The following is a 17,364-nucleotide window of genomic DNA, read 5'->3' as shown; positions in this document are numbered from 1 at the left end:
GTGAAGTACGGACTGTCACCGGCCTGACCACCGGTAATCAGGACCGCCAACGGCGCCAAACCCTGTTCACAGGCCAGGTGCAGCTTCGTCGACCATCCACCCCGAGACCGGCCGAGCGCGTGATCGGCCGGCTCGACCTCGACCCCACCCGGGGGCTCGGCCTGAGCGCTGCCATCGCGGACAGCCCCAGCGGCATGCTGATGGGCCCGCATGATGGTCGAGTCCACACTCACCTGCCAGCAGATACCGCCATTCGCATCGGCGAGTATCTGCAACAACTTCAGCAGCAACGCCCAGTTCCCAGCACGCTGCCACCGCCGGAACAACCCATACACCGTCTGCCAGGGCCCATACCGATCCGGCACATCCCGCCACGGCGCACCCACCCGAATGCGCCACCGAATCCCGTCGATGATCTGGCGTTTGCTCCACTTCGGCGGACGACCCGCCTTCTTGCCACGAGGCAGCAACGGCTCCAACCGCGCCCACTGGGCATCGGTCAAATCCGCTCGCCCCGCCACCGCTACGCTGGCCACGAGGTCTCCGGTATTCAGGTTCTGCTTGGTCGCTGAACCCATCTACCGGAGACCTCACCCATCTCACGGCATCGACACACCCACCCCGGCAACGACTTTCAGCCGCAATCACGACGGCGGCGATCACCCCTCAGCACTTATGAAACACGCCCTAGGTGGGAGCCCAGTGCGACGCGGACCTGTCAGCGGCGGACTCCGGCCACGGCAACTGGCCGATTTTCGTGTCGCGAAAGTTCGCATGCTTCAGCGATATAGAACGCTTCGAGTGCGTCGGCGGGCGTGCAGGGGCTGGCGAGTTCGCCAGATACTACGGAGAGGAACGCCGCGAGTTCGTCGGTGTAGGCCCGACGGAAGCGTTCCATGAAGCTGGGGTAGGCGGGGTATGGCGAAGGGGCGTAGTCGGGTTCGACGGAAGTCAACGGTGACCGGTCGTCGAGGCCGACGACGGCATTTCCGAGGGAGCCGAGGGCTTCTAGACGGACGTCGTAGCCTGCGCCGTTGTAGCGGCCGAGGGAGACTGTGGCCAGAGCGCCGTCGTCCAGGCGCAGCAGCACCGCTGCGGTGTCCACATCGCCCGCGTCGGCGAAGAATTGCCCGCCGCGGTTGGCTCCGGTTGCGTAGACCTCCACTACTTCGCGCCCCGTAACCCACCGGATGATGTCGAAATCGTGTACGCCGCAGTCGCGGAAGATGCCACCGGAGTGGGGAATGTATTCGGCGGGTGGGGGAGTGGGGTCGAGGGTGGTGGCGCGCAAGGTGTGCAGCCAGCCGAGTGAACCGGAGGCGATGGCATCGCGGGCGGCGCGGTAGCCGGCGTCGAAGCGGCGTTGGAAGCCGATTTGGACTGGAACGGTGGAGTTTTCGAGGTGGGCGATGACGGCGCGGGTGCCTTGGATGTCGGTGGCTACTGGTTTTTCGCAGAAGACCGGGATGCCTTGATCGACGGCGCGGGTGATGAGTTCGGGGTGGGAGTCGGTGGCGGTGGCGATGATGAGGCCGTCGAGTGGGGCGGCGAAGAGTGTGTCGATGTCGGGGACGGCTTGAACGCCGAGTTTGGTGGCGGCGGCGTGGGCGCGTTCGGCGTCGGCATCCGCGACGATGACGGTCTCGACACCGGGTAGGTGTTTCAGTGTTTCGGCATGGGAGGTGCCGATACGGCCGGTGCCCGCCAGGCCCAGCGTGACGGTGTGTGCTGATGTCATCGGCTCTCCTCCTGGTGAAATGCGAATTGGCGGTGGGTATACGAAAGCGTCAGTTGCGTGGTGCTGCGGTCGTCGCGCGAACGACCAGTGAAGGTTCCAGGCGGCGGCGCATTGGGTCGGTACGGCCGTCGCGCAGGCGCTCGACCAATGCCTCGATTGCCAAGCGGCCCATCTGAATTCGCGGCTGATCGATGGTGGTAAGGGAGACGTGGCGCAGGGCGGCAAGAGAGGTGTTGTCATAGCCGATGACCGAAACATCGTGCGGCACCGAAAGTCCGGCTTCTTCGAGTGCCGACATCGCGCCGACGGCATTGAAGTCGTTGCCGCACACCAGTGCGGTGGGGAAGTTCTCACGAGAGAACAGATTCAGCAGTTTCTGGACCGCCGTGATGCCTCCCGAGTCGGTGTGCTCGCTGGCGATGATCATGGGCTCCAGCCCTTTTCGTGCCATCGCGGCACGGTAACCGCGACGGCGCGCGGCAGCGGTGAAGGCCCCGCCGCCGTCGAGATGCACGATCCGGCGGTGGCCGAGCGAGACCAGATGATCCACGGCCAGCGCGGCGCCGATCTCGCCGTCGTCATTGACGGTATCGACGTCCGCGATCGTAGAGCTGCGCGAAATGAGCACGATCGGGCATTTCTCGGCGGCGTCGCGAATGGCCGCCACCGGCAGTACGGGTGAAAGCAGGATGATTCCGCCGGGGCGGAAGGACAGCAGGCTTTCCAGTGCCGTGCGCTCACGGGCGGCGCTGCGGCGTCCGGTATTGAGGATCAGTTCCAGGTCTGCGTCCTGCGCGGCCGCGTCCATACCCTCCACCACATCGGCGAAGAACGCGTTGCGCAGGTCGGAGACCGTGACGCCGATGATGTTGGAGGTCCGGCTGGCCAGCGACCGCGCCATGATGTGCGGCTGATAGCCGAGCTCCTTCGCGGCCGCCAGCACCGCGCGGCGACGATGTTCGCTGACCTTCGGGGAGTTGCGCATGACGAGGGAGACCAGCGCGCGGGACACCCCGGCGCGGGCGGCGACGTCTTCCATGGTCGGTCGCGCCATCTCGCCTCCGTTCCGCATCCCACCGTGCTCCTGCAGTGTCGGACGTTACAAGGTTGGCCTGGCCTTATCAATAGAGCGCTCTAATCCGACATTTTTCTCACCGTCAGCGTCGGGTATTTTCGCTGCAAATACGAATTTTCGCAGGTAGCAGCGATGAAACAGCGACCGATGCAGTACTTGACACTCTATGACCTACGTTACATAGTTGGAGCGCTCCAACAGCGCCAGATCGACACCGAAGGTCGGAGAGCCGGATGACCCAACCTCGCTATCCGCTACGTATCGCGGCCGCACCGATCTCCTGGGGTGTCTGCGAAGTCCCCGGTTGGGGTCACGTGCTCGACGCGCGGACCGTCCTTACCGAGATGTCCGCCCTCGGCATCTCCGCGACGGAACTGGGCCCGCCCGGCTACCTACCGCAGAATCCAGCCGAATTGCGCTCGCTGCTCGATGATTTCGGCATCACCGCCGTCGGGGGCTTCCTCGCCCTCCCGCTGCACTGCGGCCCGGCACAGGCAATCGAGACCGCCCGCGAAAACGCCGCGCTTTTCGCAGCGACGGGTGCGGAGGTGGTCGTCCTCGCGGCCGCGACCGGGCTCGACGGATACGACATGCGCCCAACACTTTCCGATGAAGAATGGCGGACCCTGATCCGAACCGCTGGCGCCATCCGAGATGTCGCCGCCGAATTCGGATTGCGCACCACCCTGCATCCGCACGTCGGCACCTACATCGAGAGCGACGCCGAAGTCGACAGGTTCCTTACCGATTCCGATCTGGACCTCTGCCTGGATACCGGCCATCTGCTGATCGGCGGCACCGATCCGGTGCGTCTCGCGCAGCGCCATCCGGATCGCATCGGACATATCCATCTCAAGGATGTGCGCAACGCCATTGCCGACCGAGTACGCAGCGGCGCAATGGAATACAGCGATGCCGTCCGCCGCGGCATCTACGCCCCGCTCGGCGACGGCGATATCGACATCGAGGCTCTGGTACGCGGCGTACACGCCGCAGGCTACCGCGGCTGGTACGTCATCGAACAGGACACGGCATTGCGCCCGAAGGATTCGGCAGAACTGCCCAGCCGCGACGCCGCCCGCAGTCTGATCCACCTTGCGGGCATAGCTTCCGCGCTGGGCTCAGTCCGAATCTAGATGGGAAGTGATGACAACGATGTCGCTGGAAATACGCACGGCATGGTGGCGGCGATCCCGTCGCGTGCTGCCGTGGCTGGCTGCGGCCACCCTCCTCGCCGCGTGTACGGGTCCGGGTGCGGATGTTTCCGCCCCGACCCAATCCCCGGTCGCGCAAGGCAAATTGGGCTCCGTCGCGGTGGTGACCCACGGCAGCCCAGGCGACGCCTTCTGGAACGTCGTCAAGAATGGCGCGGAGGCGGCGGGCAAGGATCTCGGCGTCCGCGTCGAGTACAACTCCTCGGGCGATCCGGGGCAGCAGGCCAAACTCATCGATAACGCTGTCGCACAAGGCGTGGACGGTCTCGTTGTATCGATGGCGAATCCTGAAGCTCTGAGATCCTCGATCGAAAAGGCCATTGCCGCGGGCATTCCGGTGGTGACCATCAACTCCGGTGAGAGCGAGAGCACCGAGTTCGGTGCGATCGGCCATGTGGGGCAGAGCGAAACACTGGCCGGACAGGCCGCGGGCAAGCGCCTCGCCGACGCTGGTCGCAAGAAGTTGCTGTGCGTGATCCACGAGGCGGGCAATATCGGTGCCAACCAGCGCTGTGACGGCGCGACCAAGGCCTTCGGCAATGGCACCACGCTGCAGGTGGATATCAACAATCCCACTGACGCGCAGTCCCGCATCAAGGGCGCATTGGAGGCGGACAGGTCCATCGACGCCGTGCTCACGCTGAATTCACAGGTAGCCGCCCGTGCGGTGGACGGTGTGAAGGAATCGCTGTCGACGGCGACAGTCGCGACCTTCGATCTGAATACCGATGTGGTCGAGGCCATTCGGGCCGGGAAGCTGCTGTTCGCCGTGGACCAGCAGCAGTACGAACAGGGCTATCTGCCGATCGTGCTGCTGCAGCTGTATCGGACGAATCTGAACTCGGTGGGTGGTGGCGCACCGGTGCAGACGGGTCCCGCCTTCGTCGACAAGAACAATGTCGAAGCTGTCGCGGCCCGCGTGGCACTGGGTATGCGCTGAGGGAGTGGATGAAATGACTATTGCCACAAAAACTTCCGAGGTCACGCCCAACACCCCGCCCGACGGGCCGTCGCTGTTGCAGCGGGTGGTCGTGCGTCCGGAGATCGGCGCATTGCTCGGCGCCGCACTGGTCTTCGTATTCTTCTCGATCATTACCGACCGTTTCCTCAGCTCACTCGGTGTCGCGACCTGGCTGGACGATTCATCCACGCTCGGCATCATGGCGGTCGCGGTCGCATTGCTGATGATCGGCGGCGAATTCGACCTCTCGGCCGGTGTCATGACCGCTTCTACCGCGCTGGTCACCGCATTGCTCGCGGTGCACGCGGGTTGGAATGTCTGGCTCGCGCTCCTGGTTTCGCTGCTCTTCGCGCTTATGGTGGGTGCCTTCAACGGCTGGCTCGTGATGCGAACGGGGCTACCGAGTTTCATCGTTACTCTTGGCACTTTCCTTGCGCTGCAAGGTCTCAACCTCGGCGTCACCCGTCTGGTTACCGGAACCGTTCAGGTGTCGGGCATTCGAGCCGCCGACGGATACAACTCGGCGGGCTGGGTCTTCGCCTCGACATTGGACATCGGCGATACGCACCTGCAAGCGTCGGTCGTCTGGTGGGTGGTCCTCACCGCGATCGCCGCACTTGTCCTGGTGCGCACCAAGTTCGGCAACTGGATTTTCGCGGTGGGCGGTGCGCTGCCGAGCGCGCGGGCTGTCGGCGTCCCCGCCGATCGGACGAAGATCCTGCTCTTCATGACCACCGCCTTCGCCGGTTGGGTAGTCGGATCTTGCAGTATCCTCCGGTTCTCCAGCGTGCAGGCGAATCAGGGCGTCGGGCTGGAACTGCACTACATCATCGCGGCCGTGGTCGGCGGCTGCCTGCTGACCGGCGGATTCGGTTCCGCGATCGGCGCCGCCATCGGCGCGCTGATCTTCGGCATGGCACGGCAGGGCATCGTTTTCGCCGGGTGGGACAGCGACTGGTTCATGCTGTTCCTCGGCGTGCTGCTGCTGGCCGCGGTGTTGGTCAACAACATATTCAAGAAGCGAGCCGAAAGGGTACGCCGATGAACACAGCATCGCGTAGCGATTCTGGTGGTCGGGTGACGGGTGGGCCACCCCTGATCGAAGCGATCGATATCGGCAAGAGCTACGGCGGTGTCGTCGCACTACGTGACGTCTCCACCGTGGTTAATGCCGGACAGGTCACCTGCATCCTCGGCGATAACGGTGCGGGCAAGTCGACCCTGATCAAGGTTCTCGCCGGAGTACATCAGCACGATCGCGGTGAACTGAAGCTGGATGGCCGGCCGACCCGGTTGTCTTCGCCCCGCGAGGCTTTGGACCACGGCATCGCGACCGTCTACCAGGATCTCGCCGTGGTGCCGCTGATGAGCGTCTGGCGCAACTTCGTACTCGGCTCCGAGCCGACCATCGGCTACGGTCCGCTGCGACTGCTCGACCGTCGCAGAGGCCGCGATATCGCGCGAGAGGCGTTGGCGGACATGGGGATCGAGATCCGGGACATGGAACAGCCGGTCGGCACGCTGTCGGGCGGACAACGCCAGTGCATCGCGATCGCCAGGGCCGTGCACTACGGGGCCAAGGTGCTCATCCTGGATGAACCGACCGCCGCCCTGGGGGTGAAACAGGCCGGTGTCGTACTGAAGTACGTTGTGCAGGCCCGGGATCGCGGGCTCGGGGTCATCCTCATCACCCACAACCCGCACCATGCTTATCCGGTTGGCGACCGCTTCCTGCTGCTCAAACGCGGTGCGATGCTCGGCTCGTACGAGAAGTCGAAGATCGACCTGCCGGAGTTGACAAGACAAATGGCCGGCGGTGCCGAATTGGACGCACTGCAGCACGAATTGCAGCGCGTGGTGACGCCGTGAGGCTGACAACGGCGCAGGCACTGGTCGGCTGGCTGGTCGCCCAGCATTCGGAGACCTTCGACGGCCGCGAAGTACCGTTGTTCCCGGCGGCTTTCGCGATATTCGGGCACGGCAATGTGCTCGGCCTCGGCACCGCACTATCCGAGCGTCGCGATGAAATCCCGGTCTGGCGTGGGCATACCGAGCAGGGAATGGCGCTGGCAGCCGTCGGCCTGGCGAAGGCGACCCACCGACGTCAGGTCGGAATCGCGACGTCCTCGATCGGTCCCGGCGCGCTGAATATGGTGACGGCCGCCGGAGTGGCACATGCGAATCGTCTTCCGCTGCTGCTGCTTCCGGGGGATACCTTCACCAACCGCGCACCGGATCCGGTGCTGCAACAGGTCGAACACTTCGGCGACCCGACCATTACCGTCAACGATGCCTTCCGCGCGGTCAGCCGCTACTTCGACCGCATCACCCGACCGGAACAACTGATTGCCACCTTGCCCCAGGCGGCGCGGGTGCTGACCGATGCGGCTGATGTGGGCCCTGTGACATTGGCATTGCCACAGGACGTCCAAGCCGAGACCTACGACTTTCCCGAGGCGCTTTTCGAGCCGGTCGTACACCGAATCACACGTTCGCGCCCAGACTCTCGGGTGCTGGCCGAGACAGCGCGGGCACTGCGATCGGCGCGACGTCCACTGTTGGTCCTCGGCGGCGGTGTGCGCTATTCGGGTGCGGGCCGGCTGGTACTCGAATTCGCTGAGCGGCACGGAATTCCGATAACCGAAACGACGGCTGGGCGCACTCTCGTACCGCACGACCACGAGTTGTATGCCGGTCCGCTGGGCATTACCGGCTCGGCGTCGGCCAATGCCGCTGCAGCACAGGCGGATCTGGTGTTGGCCATCGGCACCCGACTTCAGGACTTCACGACCGCCTCCTGGACCGTCTTCGCGCCCGACGTCCGGCTGATCACCGTCAACACGGCCCGTTTCGACGCGGTGAAGCACGGTGCGCTCGCGGTCGTGGGTGATGCCGACGCGACGGTGCGGGAATTGGCTGCGCTCCTGGCGAATTGGCAAGTCGATACCGAATGGTCCGAGCGCGCGGAAGGACTCCGCACCACCTGGGACGCCCATATCGACAAGCTGCGCGCACCGACACCGGGCATTCCGAGCTACGCCCAAATCGTCGGCGTCGTCAACGAATTGAGTGCACCCGACGACTATGTGATGACCGCCTCGGGCGGTATGCCCGGCGAGCTGATCGGCGGCTGGCGGGCCACCGGCACCGTGCCGACCATGGACGTCGAGTACGGGTTCTCCTGCATGGGTTACGAACTCGCGGGTGCCTGGGGTGCGGCGATGGCGCATGTGCACGGTCTGGTCACCACCATGCTGGGCGACGGCTCCTATTTGATGCTCAACTCGGAGCTGTTCTCCGCGGCCTTCGCGGGCCACCGATTCGTCGCGGTCGTCTGCGACAACGACGGCTACGCGGTGATCGCCCGGCTCCAAGAAGGTCAGGGCGGCGACCCCTTCAACAACTTCTATGCCGACTGCCGCACCAACCACGTGCGACCGCCGCGCGTCGACTTCGCAAGCCACGCAAGATCATTGGGCTGCGCGGTCTTCACCGCGACCGATCTGACCGAGTTCCGCGGCGCGTATGCGCGGGCCAGGGCAGCGGCACTGAGCGAGTCCCGGCCGGCCGTTGTGGTCGTGCGCACCCAGCCGTCCGCCTGGACCGATGCGGGTGCCTGGTGGGAGGTCGGTGTGCCAGAGCACCTGGCGGGCCGCGCGGCCTACGACCAGGCCAAGACGGCGCAGCTGCGTTACCTGAACAGAGCCGAATCAGCGGACTAGCCGGTCGTGGCCTGCGGCCGGAAATTCCATCAATATGACGATCGCATGGCTCACTTGGTCACGGCTGCATAACTGAAAACCGACCACTTAGTGCACATCTGAGCCCGAACTGTCGTATTTTCTTTGCGAATTCTCAGTTCCGGTGCGAGGTCTATGTCGAGCGTGGTTGCTGGGATTTCGGCCGAGTCCGCATCGGTAGCCGAAACTGCGCGCTGACCTGGCGATCTATGCTCCGCTACCGGTCGATGATCAGGGTAGCCAGCCCTTCGCAACCGATGTTGCGTCCGCGGCCACACCGTTGCTCCAACGTCGGCTTGCTCACAGTTGCCACTGCTGGAAGTGGCCGAATTCGTCCGATGATGGCATTGTTGATCACGAGATCGGGCTTATCGAAGTGATCTGCTCGGCTCATCAACAGGAAGTAAGAAGTAAAGAACATGGCTCAAGGCAGTGTGAAGTGGTTCAACAGCGAGAAGGGCTTCGGCTTTATCGCTCAAGACGGAGGCGGCCCTGACGTCTTCGTGCATTACTCGGCCGTTTCCGGCTCGGGTTTCCGGTCCCTCGAAGAGGGCCAGCGCGTGGAGTTCGAGATCGGCCAGGGCCAGAAGGGCCCGCAGGCCCAGGACGTCCGCGCTATCTGATCAAGCGTGACTTAGGAGGCTCGCACCCGGCAGGGGGTGCGGGCCTCTCGTCGTTTTCGGGGACATTCAGGCGCTCTTGCCGAAGGTGACATGGGTGACCGCGGGGGAGTGAACCACCGAACTGATCTCGTAGCCCGGCAGGGTGGCGAGATCGTCGTAGAGCCGCTCGCCCGCGCCGAGCAGGATCGGGACCACCGCGAGATGCATCTCGTCCACCAGACCGGCGCGCAGAAACTGCCGAATCGCCGATGAGCCGCCCGCGAGCCGCACATCCTGACCGTCCGCGGCCTTGAATGCTTGGCGCAGAACGGCTTCCGGCGTTTGGTTCACGAAATGGAACGTTGTGCCACCCTCCATCGGCAGCGACGGCCGCGCGTGGTGGGTCATCACGAAGGTGTCGTGGTGGTAGGGCGGGTTGTCGCCCCACCAACCCTTCCATTCGTGATCGGTCCACGGACCGCGGATCGGGCCGAACATGTTGCGCCCCATGATGGTTGCGCCGATGCCGGCATCGCCCGCGACCATGAAATCGTTGTCCACGCCGGTCTCGCCGGTGTTCGCGCCGTCCATCTGGTGCGCGTAGCGCGTGGCCCACACCCAATCGTGCAGCCGCAATCCGCCCTCGCCGAGCGGGTTCTCGGGTCCCTGATTCGGTCCGGCGATGTAGCCGTCGAGCGAGATCGCGATGTTGTGCACGCGCAACTTTGCCATGATGTGTCTCTTCTCTGATCTGATTGCATTTTGCAATCGCTTGTGGGCAGCCTATGCGCAACTGGTTGTAGAATGCAAGCAGAAATGTCGAGGGAAGGAGCGCCACATGCGCGACGATGGACGTTCGGGCTGCCCGATCAACGCGACCATCGAGGTGATCGGCGATCGATGGACGCTGCTGGTGCTGCGTGACGTGATGTTCGGCAATCGCCGCCACTTCCGCGAGCTGCTGGCCGGATCGGAGGAGGGGATCGCGTCCAATATTCTGTCCGACCGGCTCAAGCGCCTGGTCGCGGCCGGACTACTCAGTCGAGAGGACACTCGTCCCGGCCAGAAGGCCGAGTACCGGCTCACCGAGCCCGCGATCCAGTTGGTGCCGATCATGGCGCAATTGGGCGCATGGGGGCTGCGGCATCGCCCGACGACGAAGCGCCTGCGCGTGCGAGCGGAACTCCTCGAGGAGGGTGGACCGCAGCTGTGGGCCGAGTTCATGAACGAACTGCGTGAGTCGCACCTCGGGATTCCGCGTCCCGATCCGGACGCGCCGACCGCCACCGACCGTTTGGCCCGCGCTTACGCGGCTGCGGTCGCCGAGGTGTGACCGGCGGACCAGTGGCGCCTCGATGACATCTGTCATCGGCGAACCCGCTGAGCGGCACTGCCTGACCGAATCCGATACCGCCGCCGCGATGACGGCGTCGGCCGACACTGCCGCCATCGTGCCGGCGACACCCGCGGTGCTGATCGCCGCCGGACCCGGCTCGTTCCACTGCCATCGAGGCCGCACAACCGACCGCACCACCACCGCCGACCCTTCGTGGCGTTCCGCTGGACCCACGACCTTGTCCCGCCTGGTGCTGAGGTCCGCTCGTCGGCATCGGCATGATCGTCGCCGGCATCGGCTCGGCGGCAGTCTTTGGGTCCGGCACTGTCATGATCGCCATCGACGTGCTGTACACCGGCGCGGCCTGAGGCGGCATACGGCCGCCGGGTCTGCGCCCCGCGTATCTGCTCTCCGGGCTGATCGAGTTTCCGGCGCTGTTCTACTTCCTGGTGATCGGCTTCGACGAGCCACTACACGTCACGGCGGCGGTCATGCTGTTTCCTACGTTCCTGCTCGCGGTGTGACGCAAGCCGACCACGCCGCATTGGACGGCGCCGTCGGAATGTCCCGAGCGCCGCGCGCTCGGAGGCCGCCTGCTGGTGATCGCGACCGGGGTCGGCGTCCTCATCGCCGGATTCGGTGGCGCGCTGATGGCTACGGCGGTGGCGATCGTCGCCTCGGGCTGTGGGGTTGGCGACAGTGGCGAGGTGTGGGTGGATACTGCGCGGCACGGCTGCCGCGGGCTCGGCCAGCGCGCTGGTGATCCCCTTCTCCATCCGCTACACCGCGTTCATTCCTCTGCTGCCCGTGTATACAAGTAGCGCCATGCTTGCTGTCGCGTTGATCTTGGCGCGGCCGTATCTGACGTATCGCGCCGATTAATACGCTGACTCGCGATGAGGCGGCAATGCAGTCTGTTATGTACGAAGGTTGCCGGGGTTGCACCGCGTCCTATCTCGGACAGATCTCAGGCGCTGTCGAACATTCTCTCAGAGATCTCTTAGAAAACTTCTTTTGCTGATCTAATTACCGCGCGAAAAAGCGCTTCCGACCTGCGTTCATGCATATATCGCCTGATCAGTAGAGTGTTGGTCGGTTGTCCAGATCACAATGAAAAGCGATATGTAGTCTGCGTCACAATTCGTCAGAATTTCGTAACCGGATTTGTTCACGCTCCGATGTGTCATGTGTCAGCCAGTTCGACTGGATTAGTTTTCGACGAAGAGGAATTTCATGATCCCCGTTATCATCGACACCGGTTCCGCCGCCCTGAACGGCCTGTTCTCCACCGGTAGCGCTGCTCTGCACGGTATTCTCAACACCCTGTGGACGGGTTCTTTCGGCGGCTGATAGCGCTGTCTCGGTCGATCGAATCGATCGTGCCGACGCCGCCGTGACGGCGTGCGACGAGGGAAGGCCTCGCACCGTTGGTGCGGGGCCTTCCTCCATGTTGAGGCACCCGCCTACCGGGGGAGTAGGCCGCGGCGGATTCCGGCCAACTAAGCTTGGGCGCGGTAATTGCCGACCCCTTTCCTCCCAGGAGTACCCCACAGTGAGCCAAGCAGGCCGTCCTGTTGTTCTGATCGCCGACAAGCTCGCCCAGTCGACCGTCGACGCGCTCGGTGACGGTGTCGAGGTCCGCTGGGTCGACGGCCCCGACCGTCCGGCGCTGCTGGCCGCGGTGCCCGAGGCGGATGCCCTACTCGTCCGCTCGGCGACCACCGTCGACGCCGAGGTGCTCGAGGCCGGGAAGAACCTGAAGATCGTCGCCCGCGCCGGCGTCGGCCTCGACAATGTCGATGTGCCCGCGGCCACCGAGCGCGGCGTCATGGTGGTCAACGCGCCCACCTCCAACATCCACACCGCCGCCGAGCACGCCGTCACGCTGCTACTGGCCGCGGCCCGCCAGATCCCGGCCGCCGATTCCACTCTGCGCGAGCGGACCTGGCAGCGCAGCAAGTTCAACGGCGTCGAGATCTTCGACAAGACCGTCGGTGTGGTCGGCCTCGGCCGCATCGGCCAGCTGTTCGCCGCGCGTCTGGCCGCCTTCGAGACCAAGGTGATCGCGTACGACCCCTACGTCTCCCCGGCCCGCGCCGCCCAGCTCGGCATCGAACTGCTGAGCCTGGACGAGCTGCTCGAGCGCGCCGACCTGATCTCGGTGCACCTGCCGAAGACCCCGGAGACCAAGGGCATCATCGGCAAGGAAGCCATCGCCAAGACCAAGCCGGGCGTCATCATCGTCAATGCCGCACGCGGTGGGCTGGTCGATGAGCAGGCGCTCGCCGACGCCATCAAGTCGGGTCACGTGCGTGCCGCCGGTCTGGATGTATTCGACACCGAGCCGTGCACCGACAGTCCGCTGTTCGACCTGCCGCAGGTCGTGGTGACCCCGCACCTGGGTGCATCCACCGCCGAGGCACAGGACCGCGCGGGCACCGATGTCGCCAAGTCCGTACTGCTGGCCCTGGCCGGTGAGTTCGTGCCGGGTGCGGTGAATGTCACCGGTGGCGCCGTCGGCGACGAGGTCGCGCCGTGGCTGGAGATCGTGCGCAAGCAGGGGCATTTGCTCGGTGCGGTGTCCAACGAGCTGCCGGTCAGCGTCGAGGTGCAGGTGCGTGGCGAGCTGGCCGCACAAGATGTTGCGGTGCTGGAGCTTTCGGCGCTGCGCGGCATCTTCTCCGCGCTGGTCGAGGACCAGGTCACCTTCGTCAACGCTCCCGCCTTGGCCAAGGACCGCGGCATTACCACCGAGGTCACCAAGGTTTCGGAGAGCCCGAGCCACCGCAGCGTCGTCGACCTGCGCGCGGTCTTCGGCGACGGCAGCACCCTGAATGTGGCGGGCACGCTGACCGAGCCGCAGCAGGTGCAGAAGATCGTCAACATCAACGGTCGCAACTACGACATGCGCGCCGAAGGTCTGAATCTGGCCGTGCTGAACTACGAGGACAAGCCGGGCGCCCTGGGCAAGATCGGCACCAAGCTCGGTGAGGCCGAGATCGACATCCTCGCCGCGCAGCTGAGCCAGGATGTCGATAAGGAGGGCGCGACCGTGGTTCTACGTGTGGCCCGCGAAGTCCCCGCCGACGTCCAGGCCGCGATCGCCGAATCCGTCGGCGCCGCCAAGATCGTCGTCGTCGACCTCTTCTGACCGCCACCGCCGCCGCGCACACCTACCCGTGCGCGGCGTCGTCACATGTGCCGCGCACGAAGTGTCGCGCCGCGCACGTGATTGCCGGACGAAACAGTGCGCGGCGTGCGGAAACCTGCGCTGCGATGCCTGGCAGCGGTGAGCGGTGCTGGGCGAAGTACGGTGGCGGTCGGCATTACTGAACGGAGCATTGGTGTTATGAAGCTTGCTGTTATCGCTGGTGATGGGATCGGGCCCGAGGTCATCGCCGAGGCGCTCAAGGTGCTCGACGTGGTGCAGCCGGGGGTCGAGAAGACCGAATACGACCTTGGCGCGCGGCGCTACCACGCGACCGGCGAGATCCTGCCGGATTCGGTACTGCCCGAGCTGAAGCAGCACGATGCGATCCTGCTCGGCGCGATCGGCGATCCGTCGGTGCCCAGCGGTGTACTCGAGCGCGGACTGCTGCTGCGCACCCGGTTCGCGCTCGATCATCATGTGAACCTGCGTCCGTCGAAGCTGTACCCGGGTGTGACCAGTCCGCTCGCGGGCAATCCGGATATCGACTTCGTGGTCGTGCGCGAGGGCACCGAGGGCCCCTACACCGGCACCGGCGGCGCGATCCGGGTAGAGACGCCGCACGAGGTGGCCACCGAGGTGAGCACCAACACCCGCTTCGGCATCGAGCGGGTCGTGCGCTACGCCTTCGCCAAGGCGCAGGCCCGGCGCAAGCACCTCACCCTGGTGCACAAGAACAATGTGCTGACCTTCGCCGGTTCGCTGTGGCAGCGCACGGTGAATGAGGTCGCGGCGGAGTTCCCCGAGGTGCAGACCGCCTACCAGCACATCGACGCCGCCACCATCCATATGGTGAACGATCCGGGCCGCTACGATGTGATCGTCACCGACAACCTCTTCGGCGACATCATCACCGACCTCGCGGCCGCGGTCAGCGGTGGTATCGGCCTGGCGGCCAGCGGCAATATCGATGCCTCCGGCACCAACCCGAGCATGTTCGAGCCGGTCCACGGCAGCGCCCCCGATATCGCGGGTCAGTCCAAGGCCGATCCGACCGCCGCGATTCTGTCGGTGGCGTTGCTGCTCAACCATCTCGGAAATACCGAAGGCGCCGCCCGCATCGAAGCGGCGGTCGCCAAGGATCTCGCGTCGCGCACCGGTGGGGCTTCGACCGTCGAGATCGGAGATCGGATCGCCGCGGCGGTCTGACGTGTTCTGTCTGAGGCCCGCGCTCGAGCGAGTTTCGAGTGCGGGCCTTTCCGCTCCGCAGGAACACGAGGGAATCCAATGACCGAGCGTCGGGGACCGTTTACCGATGTCGATCTGCGCCGTTTGCCGAACGGCGGTAAGGGTTTCGAGCTCGAGGACGGATGGTTGATCGAGATCGTGGGCGGTGCGCGTCACGATTTCGTGGTGCAGCGGGTCGGGCGGCTCATCGATGTCGCGGCCGGTGGGGCCGCGGTGCATGTATTTATCGGCGGTGGTTGGGAAGTCAACACGCCCAGCGGCATTCGCAAGCCCGATATCGTGGTGATCCCGAGAGATGTGGCACGGGCTGCGATTATCGCCGAAACGCCCAGACTGGTTGCCGGTGCGGAGGTGCTGCTCGCCGTGGAGGTCGTCACGCCGGGCGACGGCAGCGAACGCACCGATCGGGTCAGGAAGGTTCGCGAGTACGCGGCCATCGACATTCCGCAGTACTGGATAGTCGAACATCATCCGGAGGTCCGGATCCACCGAATGCTGCTCGCGGACGGTGCCTTTAGCGCCCATCCAGTGGTGCCGGCAGGAACCGTATTCACCGCGTCGATCCGCGCCGAGCCACCGTTCCGGGTGAGTTTCGATCCAGCTGTTTTGATCGAGATCTGAACTATTCGCGCTCGGTCAGTGCGGCGCCGATCCGCGCGGCAATGCATCGAATCGACTCATGGATGACACCCGCGATAGCATCGTGGACCCGCGCCGTAGGCTCGGCGATCGGCCCGATGGCCGCCAACATCGCAGCGGGCGACCGCTGGACTGCTGTTCGACGACCGTGGCTGCCGCACTGACGGATTCGGTGACGACTGGTCCGAGCTTGCGAGGTCGGCCAATTGTTCCGCGGTGGGCCCTGCATGTGCGGTCATGATGGCGGCCCGATTGCGTCGTCGGGGTTGGCCGGCCGACGCACATCCATCGCGCTCGCACCGGCGAACCGGAACGGGCGCGAATTCCTAAGGGGCCGTTAATCGGATCGGCGGTGAACAGGGACCAGTGGAACCGCCGCCATTGCCAACACGGCGGCCAGCAGGTAGGCGGCAGGGAATCCGCTTGCGGTGATCAGCGCGCCGAAAACCGGTGGTATAGCGGCCATTGCGAGGTTCTGGCCGGTGTTCTGGATACCCAGTCCGCGTCCACTCCAGAACGGTCCGGCGATCTCGGCGACCGCCGTGAAAGCCAAACCGTTATCGGAGACCGTGATGATCGACGCGGCGATCAGCAACGGAATCGCGGCCCACCATGCATGCGTCCACGCGGCCAAAGCCAAGGCGCCCATGGAGATTACGGCGGCGATGGCGACGGTGCGCAGCGGCCCCAGTCGGCTGCCGACGCGGTCGGACCAGGCGCCGGCGCCGATTCGTCCTAGGGCGCCGAGGAATTGGGTTCCGGTCACCAGAGCACCCGCTACGGGCAGCGACCAGCCAACGTCATTGTGCAACCACAATAATGCGAAAGTCCATACGGTCCCTTGGGGAATGCACAGCAGTACCGACACCGCATGGATGCGCCACAGGGTGGAATCGCCGCGATACGGGTTGACCCGATCCGCTGCGCGGCCCGCGGGCCGTGGCGGATCGACGATCCCGATCAGGCAGCCGAGCGCGGCGACCCCCGCCATCACCGCGGGCACCAGAATGGCCGCCGAGACACCGTGCGCGGCCGCGACGGCCGGAATGCTGAGCGCGCCGATACCGACGCCGATCGGCTGTGCGGTCTGTCGAATTCCCATTGCCAGTCCGCGTCGCTGCGGCGGGAACCATCCGACGATCACCCGGCCGCTGGCGCCATTCGTACTCGCCGCGCCGACGCCGCCAAGGAACAACAATGCGCCGAGCAGCACGTAATCGGAGACGGTAGCCGCCGCGACACCGGCACCGAACATCAGCAGCGGTCCGCTGACCAGCACCTTGTGCTCGCCGATCCGGTCCACGACATATCCCCAGGCGATCAGCGTGCACACCAACCCGACGGTCGGCATGGCTACGAGCAGGCCCGCGGTAGCCAGCGGCATGCCGTCGGCGGTCAGCGCGGGCAGTAGAAATGGCACGCCGTGGATGAAGACGGCACTGGAGGCCTGCGCGAACACGCCGAGACCGAGCATGGACCACCGTCGGATGTCGCGCATCTGCGTCACCGTCGTAGCCATCGGCCTCACCTCGGAATCTCAATATATGGGACTGAGTTCTCATTGTGTGAACATCGAGACTTACCGTACACCCGGTGAGCAACTGGATTCCGCTGTGGTTCTGTCGAACTGCTCACATCGCGGGCCGCCGAACCCGCCACCCCG

At 65.1% G+C, this 17,364-nt stretch carries 16 protein-coding genes; 10 read left to right on the top strand and 6 right to left on the bottom strand.

Translation table 11 applies throughout. The features are described 5' to 3' along the window. From ACIBJI_RS23490 to ACIBJI_RS23480, 3 genes are all read right to left on the bottom strand, one after another. Nucleotides 1-578: IS5 family transposase (locus ACIBJI_RS23490; RefSeq protein WP_397085659.1), on the bottom strand; the 578-nt coding region annotated here is incomplete at its 3' end. 140 nt (nt 579-718) lie between these two features. Then, a complete protein-coding gene (locus tag ACIBJI_RS23485) occupies nt 719-1,738 on the bottom strand; it encodes a Gfo/Idh/MocA family oxidoreductase (protein ID WP_397085657.1) in 1,020 nt (339 codons plus the stop codon). Between the two features lie 49 nt (nt 1,739-1,787). Then, complete coding sequence (locus tag ACIBJI_RS23480) at nt 1,788-2,792, bottom strand: LacI family DNA-binding transcriptional regulator (protein WP_397085655.1); 1,005 nt, start codon at nt 2,790-2,792, stop codon at nt 1,788-1,790. Between the two features lie 254 nt (nt 2,793-3,046). Between ACIBJI_RS23480 and ACIBJI_RS23475 the strand changes: the two genes are divergently transcribed. The 6 genes from ACIBJI_RS23475 to ACIBJI_RS23450 all read left to right on the top strand — a co-directional run bounded on the left by ACIBJI_RS23475 (nt 3,047) and on the right by ACIBJI_RS23450 (nt 9,351). Continuing rightward, the gene (locus tag ACIBJI_RS23475; RefSeq protein WP_364341883.1) at nt 3,047-3,949 is read left to right on the top strand and encodes a TIM barrel protein; all 903 of its coding nucleotides are present in this window, start codon (nt 3,047-3,049) and stop codon (nt 3,947-3,949) included. A 10-nt stretch (nt 3,950-3,959) separates the two neighbouring features. Further along, complete coding sequence (locus ACIBJI_RS23470; RefSeq protein WP_364341881.1) at nt 3,960-4,967, top strand: sugar ABC transporter substrate-binding protein; 1,008 nt, start codon at nt 3,960-3,962, stop codon at nt 4,965-4,967. A gap of 13 nt (nt 4,968-4,980) precedes the next feature. Then, on the top strand, nt 4,981-6,033 hold the full coding sequence (locus ACIBJI_RS23465; RefSeq protein ID WP_364341879.1) for an ABC transporter permease: 1,053 nt from the start codon (nt 4,981-4,983) through the stop codon (nt 6,031-6,033). Then, a complete protein-coding gene (locus tag ACIBJI_RS23460) occupies nt 6,030-6,857 on the top strand; it encodes an ATP-binding cassette domain-containing protein (RefSeq protein ID WP_364341877.1) in 828 nt (275 codons plus the stop codon). Before ACIBJI_RS23465 ends, ACIBJI_RS23460 begins: the two co-directional genes overlap by 4 nt. Continuing rightward, nucleotides 6,854-8,710 carry a 3D-(3,5/4)-trihydroxycyclohexane-1,2-dione acylhydrolase (decyclizing) gene (iolD, locus tag ACIBJI_RS23455; protein WP_397085651.1) on the top strand — a complete coding sequence of 619 codons (1,857 nt, stop codon included), beginning with the start codon at nt 6,854-6,856 and terminating at the stop codon, nt 8,708-8,710. Before ACIBJI_RS23460 ends, iolD begins: the two co-directional genes overlap by 4 nt. A 437-nt stretch (nt 8,711-9,147) precedes the next feature. Beyond that, nucleotides 9,148-9,351: a cold-shock protein gene (locus ACIBJI_RS23450; protein ID WP_040693519.1), complete on the top strand. Its 204-nt coding sequence runs from the start codon at nt 9,148-9,150 to the stop codon at nt 9,349-9,351. A 66-nt stretch (nt 9,352-9,417) separates the two neighbouring features. Here the strand turns inward: ACIBJI_RS23450 and ACIBJI_RS23445 are convergent, their stop codons facing one another. Continuing rightward, complete coding sequence (locus ACIBJI_RS23445) at nt 9,418-10,062, bottom strand: dihydrofolate reductase family protein (RefSeq protein WP_397085649.1); 645 nt, start codon at nt 10,060-10,062, stop codon at nt 9,418-9,420. A 106-nt stretch (nt 10,063-10,168) separates the two neighbouring features. On the opposite strand from ACIBJI_RS23445, the gene ACIBJI_RS23440 reads away from it, so the two are divergent. Beyond that, nucleotides 10,169-10,663, top strand: coding sequence for a helix-turn-helix domain-containing protein (locus ACIBJI_RS23440; protein ID WP_364341870.1), 495 nt, complete (start codon nt 10,169-10,171; stop codon nt 10,661-10,663). A gap of 473 nt (nt 10,664-11,136) precedes the next feature. On the opposite strand, the gene ACIBJI_RS23435 is transcribed toward ACIBJI_RS23440, so the two are convergent. After that, nucleotides 11,137-11,442: a hypothetical protein gene (locus tag ACIBJI_RS23435; RefSeq protein WP_397085647.1), complete on the bottom strand. Its 306-nt coding sequence runs from the start codon at nt 11,440-11,442 to the stop codon at nt 11,137-11,139. Between the two features lie 776 nt (nt 11,443-12,218). Between ACIBJI_RS23435 and serA the strand changes: the two genes are divergently transcribed. From serA to ACIBJI_RS23420, 3 genes are all read left to right on the top strand, one after another. Then, nucleotides 12,219-13,817: a phosphoglycerate dehydrogenase gene (gene serA, locus ACIBJI_RS23430; protein ID WP_364341866.1), complete on the top strand. Its 1,599-nt coding sequence runs from the start codon at nt 12,219-12,221 to the stop codon at nt 13,815-13,817. 198 nt (nt 13,818-14,015) lie between these two features. Then, nucleotides 14,016-15,023, top strand: a complete 1,008-nt coding sequence (locus tag ACIBJI_RS23425) for a 3-isopropylmalate dehydrogenase (protein WP_364341864.1) — start codon at nt 14,016-14,018, stop codon at nt 15,021-15,023. Nucleotides 15,024-15,101: 78 nt separating this feature from the next. Next, nucleotides 15,102-15,683, top strand: a complete 582-nt coding sequence (locus ACIBJI_RS23420) for a Uma2 family endonuclease (RefSeq protein WP_397085644.1) — start codon at nt 15,102-15,104, stop codon at nt 15,681-15,683. A gap of 355 nt (nt 15,684-16,038) precedes the next feature. Here ACIBJI_RS23420 and ACIBJI_RS23415 read toward each other — a convergent pair whose 3' ends face one another. After that, a complete protein-coding gene (locus ACIBJI_RS23415) occupies nt 16,039-17,220 on the bottom strand; it encodes an MFS transporter (protein WP_397085642.1) in 1,182 nt (393 codons plus the stop codon). Nucleotides 17,221-17,364 lie beyond the last annotated feature (144 nt).

The sequence above is a fragment of the Nocardia sp. NPDC050408 genome (assembly GCF_044458905.1).
Taxonomy (GTDB): Bacteria; Actinomycetota; Actinomycetes; order Mycobacteriales; family Mycobacteriaceae; genus Nocardia.
This window is presented reverse-complemented; position numbering and strand designations above follow the sequence as displayed.

What these genes read in the sequence shown, in the direction of transcription:
- ACIBJI_RS23485 (WP_397085657.1), bottom strand. Translation starts at nt 1,738, where the DNA reads ATGACATCAGCACACACCGTCACGCTGGGCCTGGCGGGCACCGGCCGT.
- ACIBJI_RS23480 (WP_397085655.1), bottom strand. Translation starts at nt 2,792, where the DNA reads ATGGCGCGACCGACCATGGAAGACGTCGCCGCCCGCGCCGGGGTGTCC.
- ACIBJI_RS23475 (WP_364341883.1), top strand. Translation starts at nt 3,047, where the DNA reads ATGACCCAACCTCGCTATCCGCTACGTATCGCGGCCGCACCGATCTCC.
- ACIBJI_RS23470 (WP_364341881.1), top strand. Translation starts at nt 3,960, where the DNA reads ATGACAACGATGTCGCTGGAAATACGCACGGCATGGTGGCGGCGATCC.
- ACIBJI_RS23465 (WP_364341879.1), top strand. Translation starts at nt 4,981, where the DNA reads ATGACTATTGCCACAAAAACTTCCGAGGTCACGCCCAACACCCCGCCC.
- ACIBJI_RS23460 (WP_364341877.1), top strand. Translation starts at nt 6,030, where the DNA reads ATGAACACAGCATCGCGTAGCGATTCTGGTGGTCGGGTGACGGGTGGG.
- ACIBJI_RS23450 (WP_040693519.1), top strand. Translation starts at nt 9,148, where the DNA reads ATGGCTCAAGGCAGTGTGAAGTGGTTCAACAGCGAGAAGGGCTTCGGC.
- ACIBJI_RS23445 (WP_397085649.1), bottom strand. Translation starts at nt 10,062, where the DNA reads ATGGCAAAGTTGCGCGTGCACAACATCGCGATCTCGCTCGACGGCTAC.
- ACIBJI_RS23440 (WP_364341870.1), top strand. Translation starts at nt 10,169, where the DNA reads ATGCGCGACGATGGACGTTCGGGCTGCCCGATCAACGCGACCATCGAG.
- ACIBJI_RS23435 (WP_397085647.1), bottom strand. Translation starts at nt 11,442, where the DNA reads ATGGAGAAGGGGATCACCAGCGCGCTGGCCGAGCCCGCGGCAGCCGTG.
- ACIBJI_RS23425 (WP_364341864.1), top strand. Translation starts at nt 14,016, where the DNA reads ATGAAGCTTGCTGTTATCGCTGGTGATGGGATCGGGCCCGAGGTCATC.
- ACIBJI_RS23420 (WP_397085644.1), top strand. Translation starts at nt 15,102, where the DNA reads ATGACCGAGCGTCGGGGACCGTTTACCGATGTCGATCTGCGCCGTTTG.
- ACIBJI_RS23415 (WP_397085642.1), bottom strand. Translation starts at nt 17,220, where the DNA reads ATGGCTACGACGGTGACGCAGATGCGCGACATCCGACGGTGGTCCATG.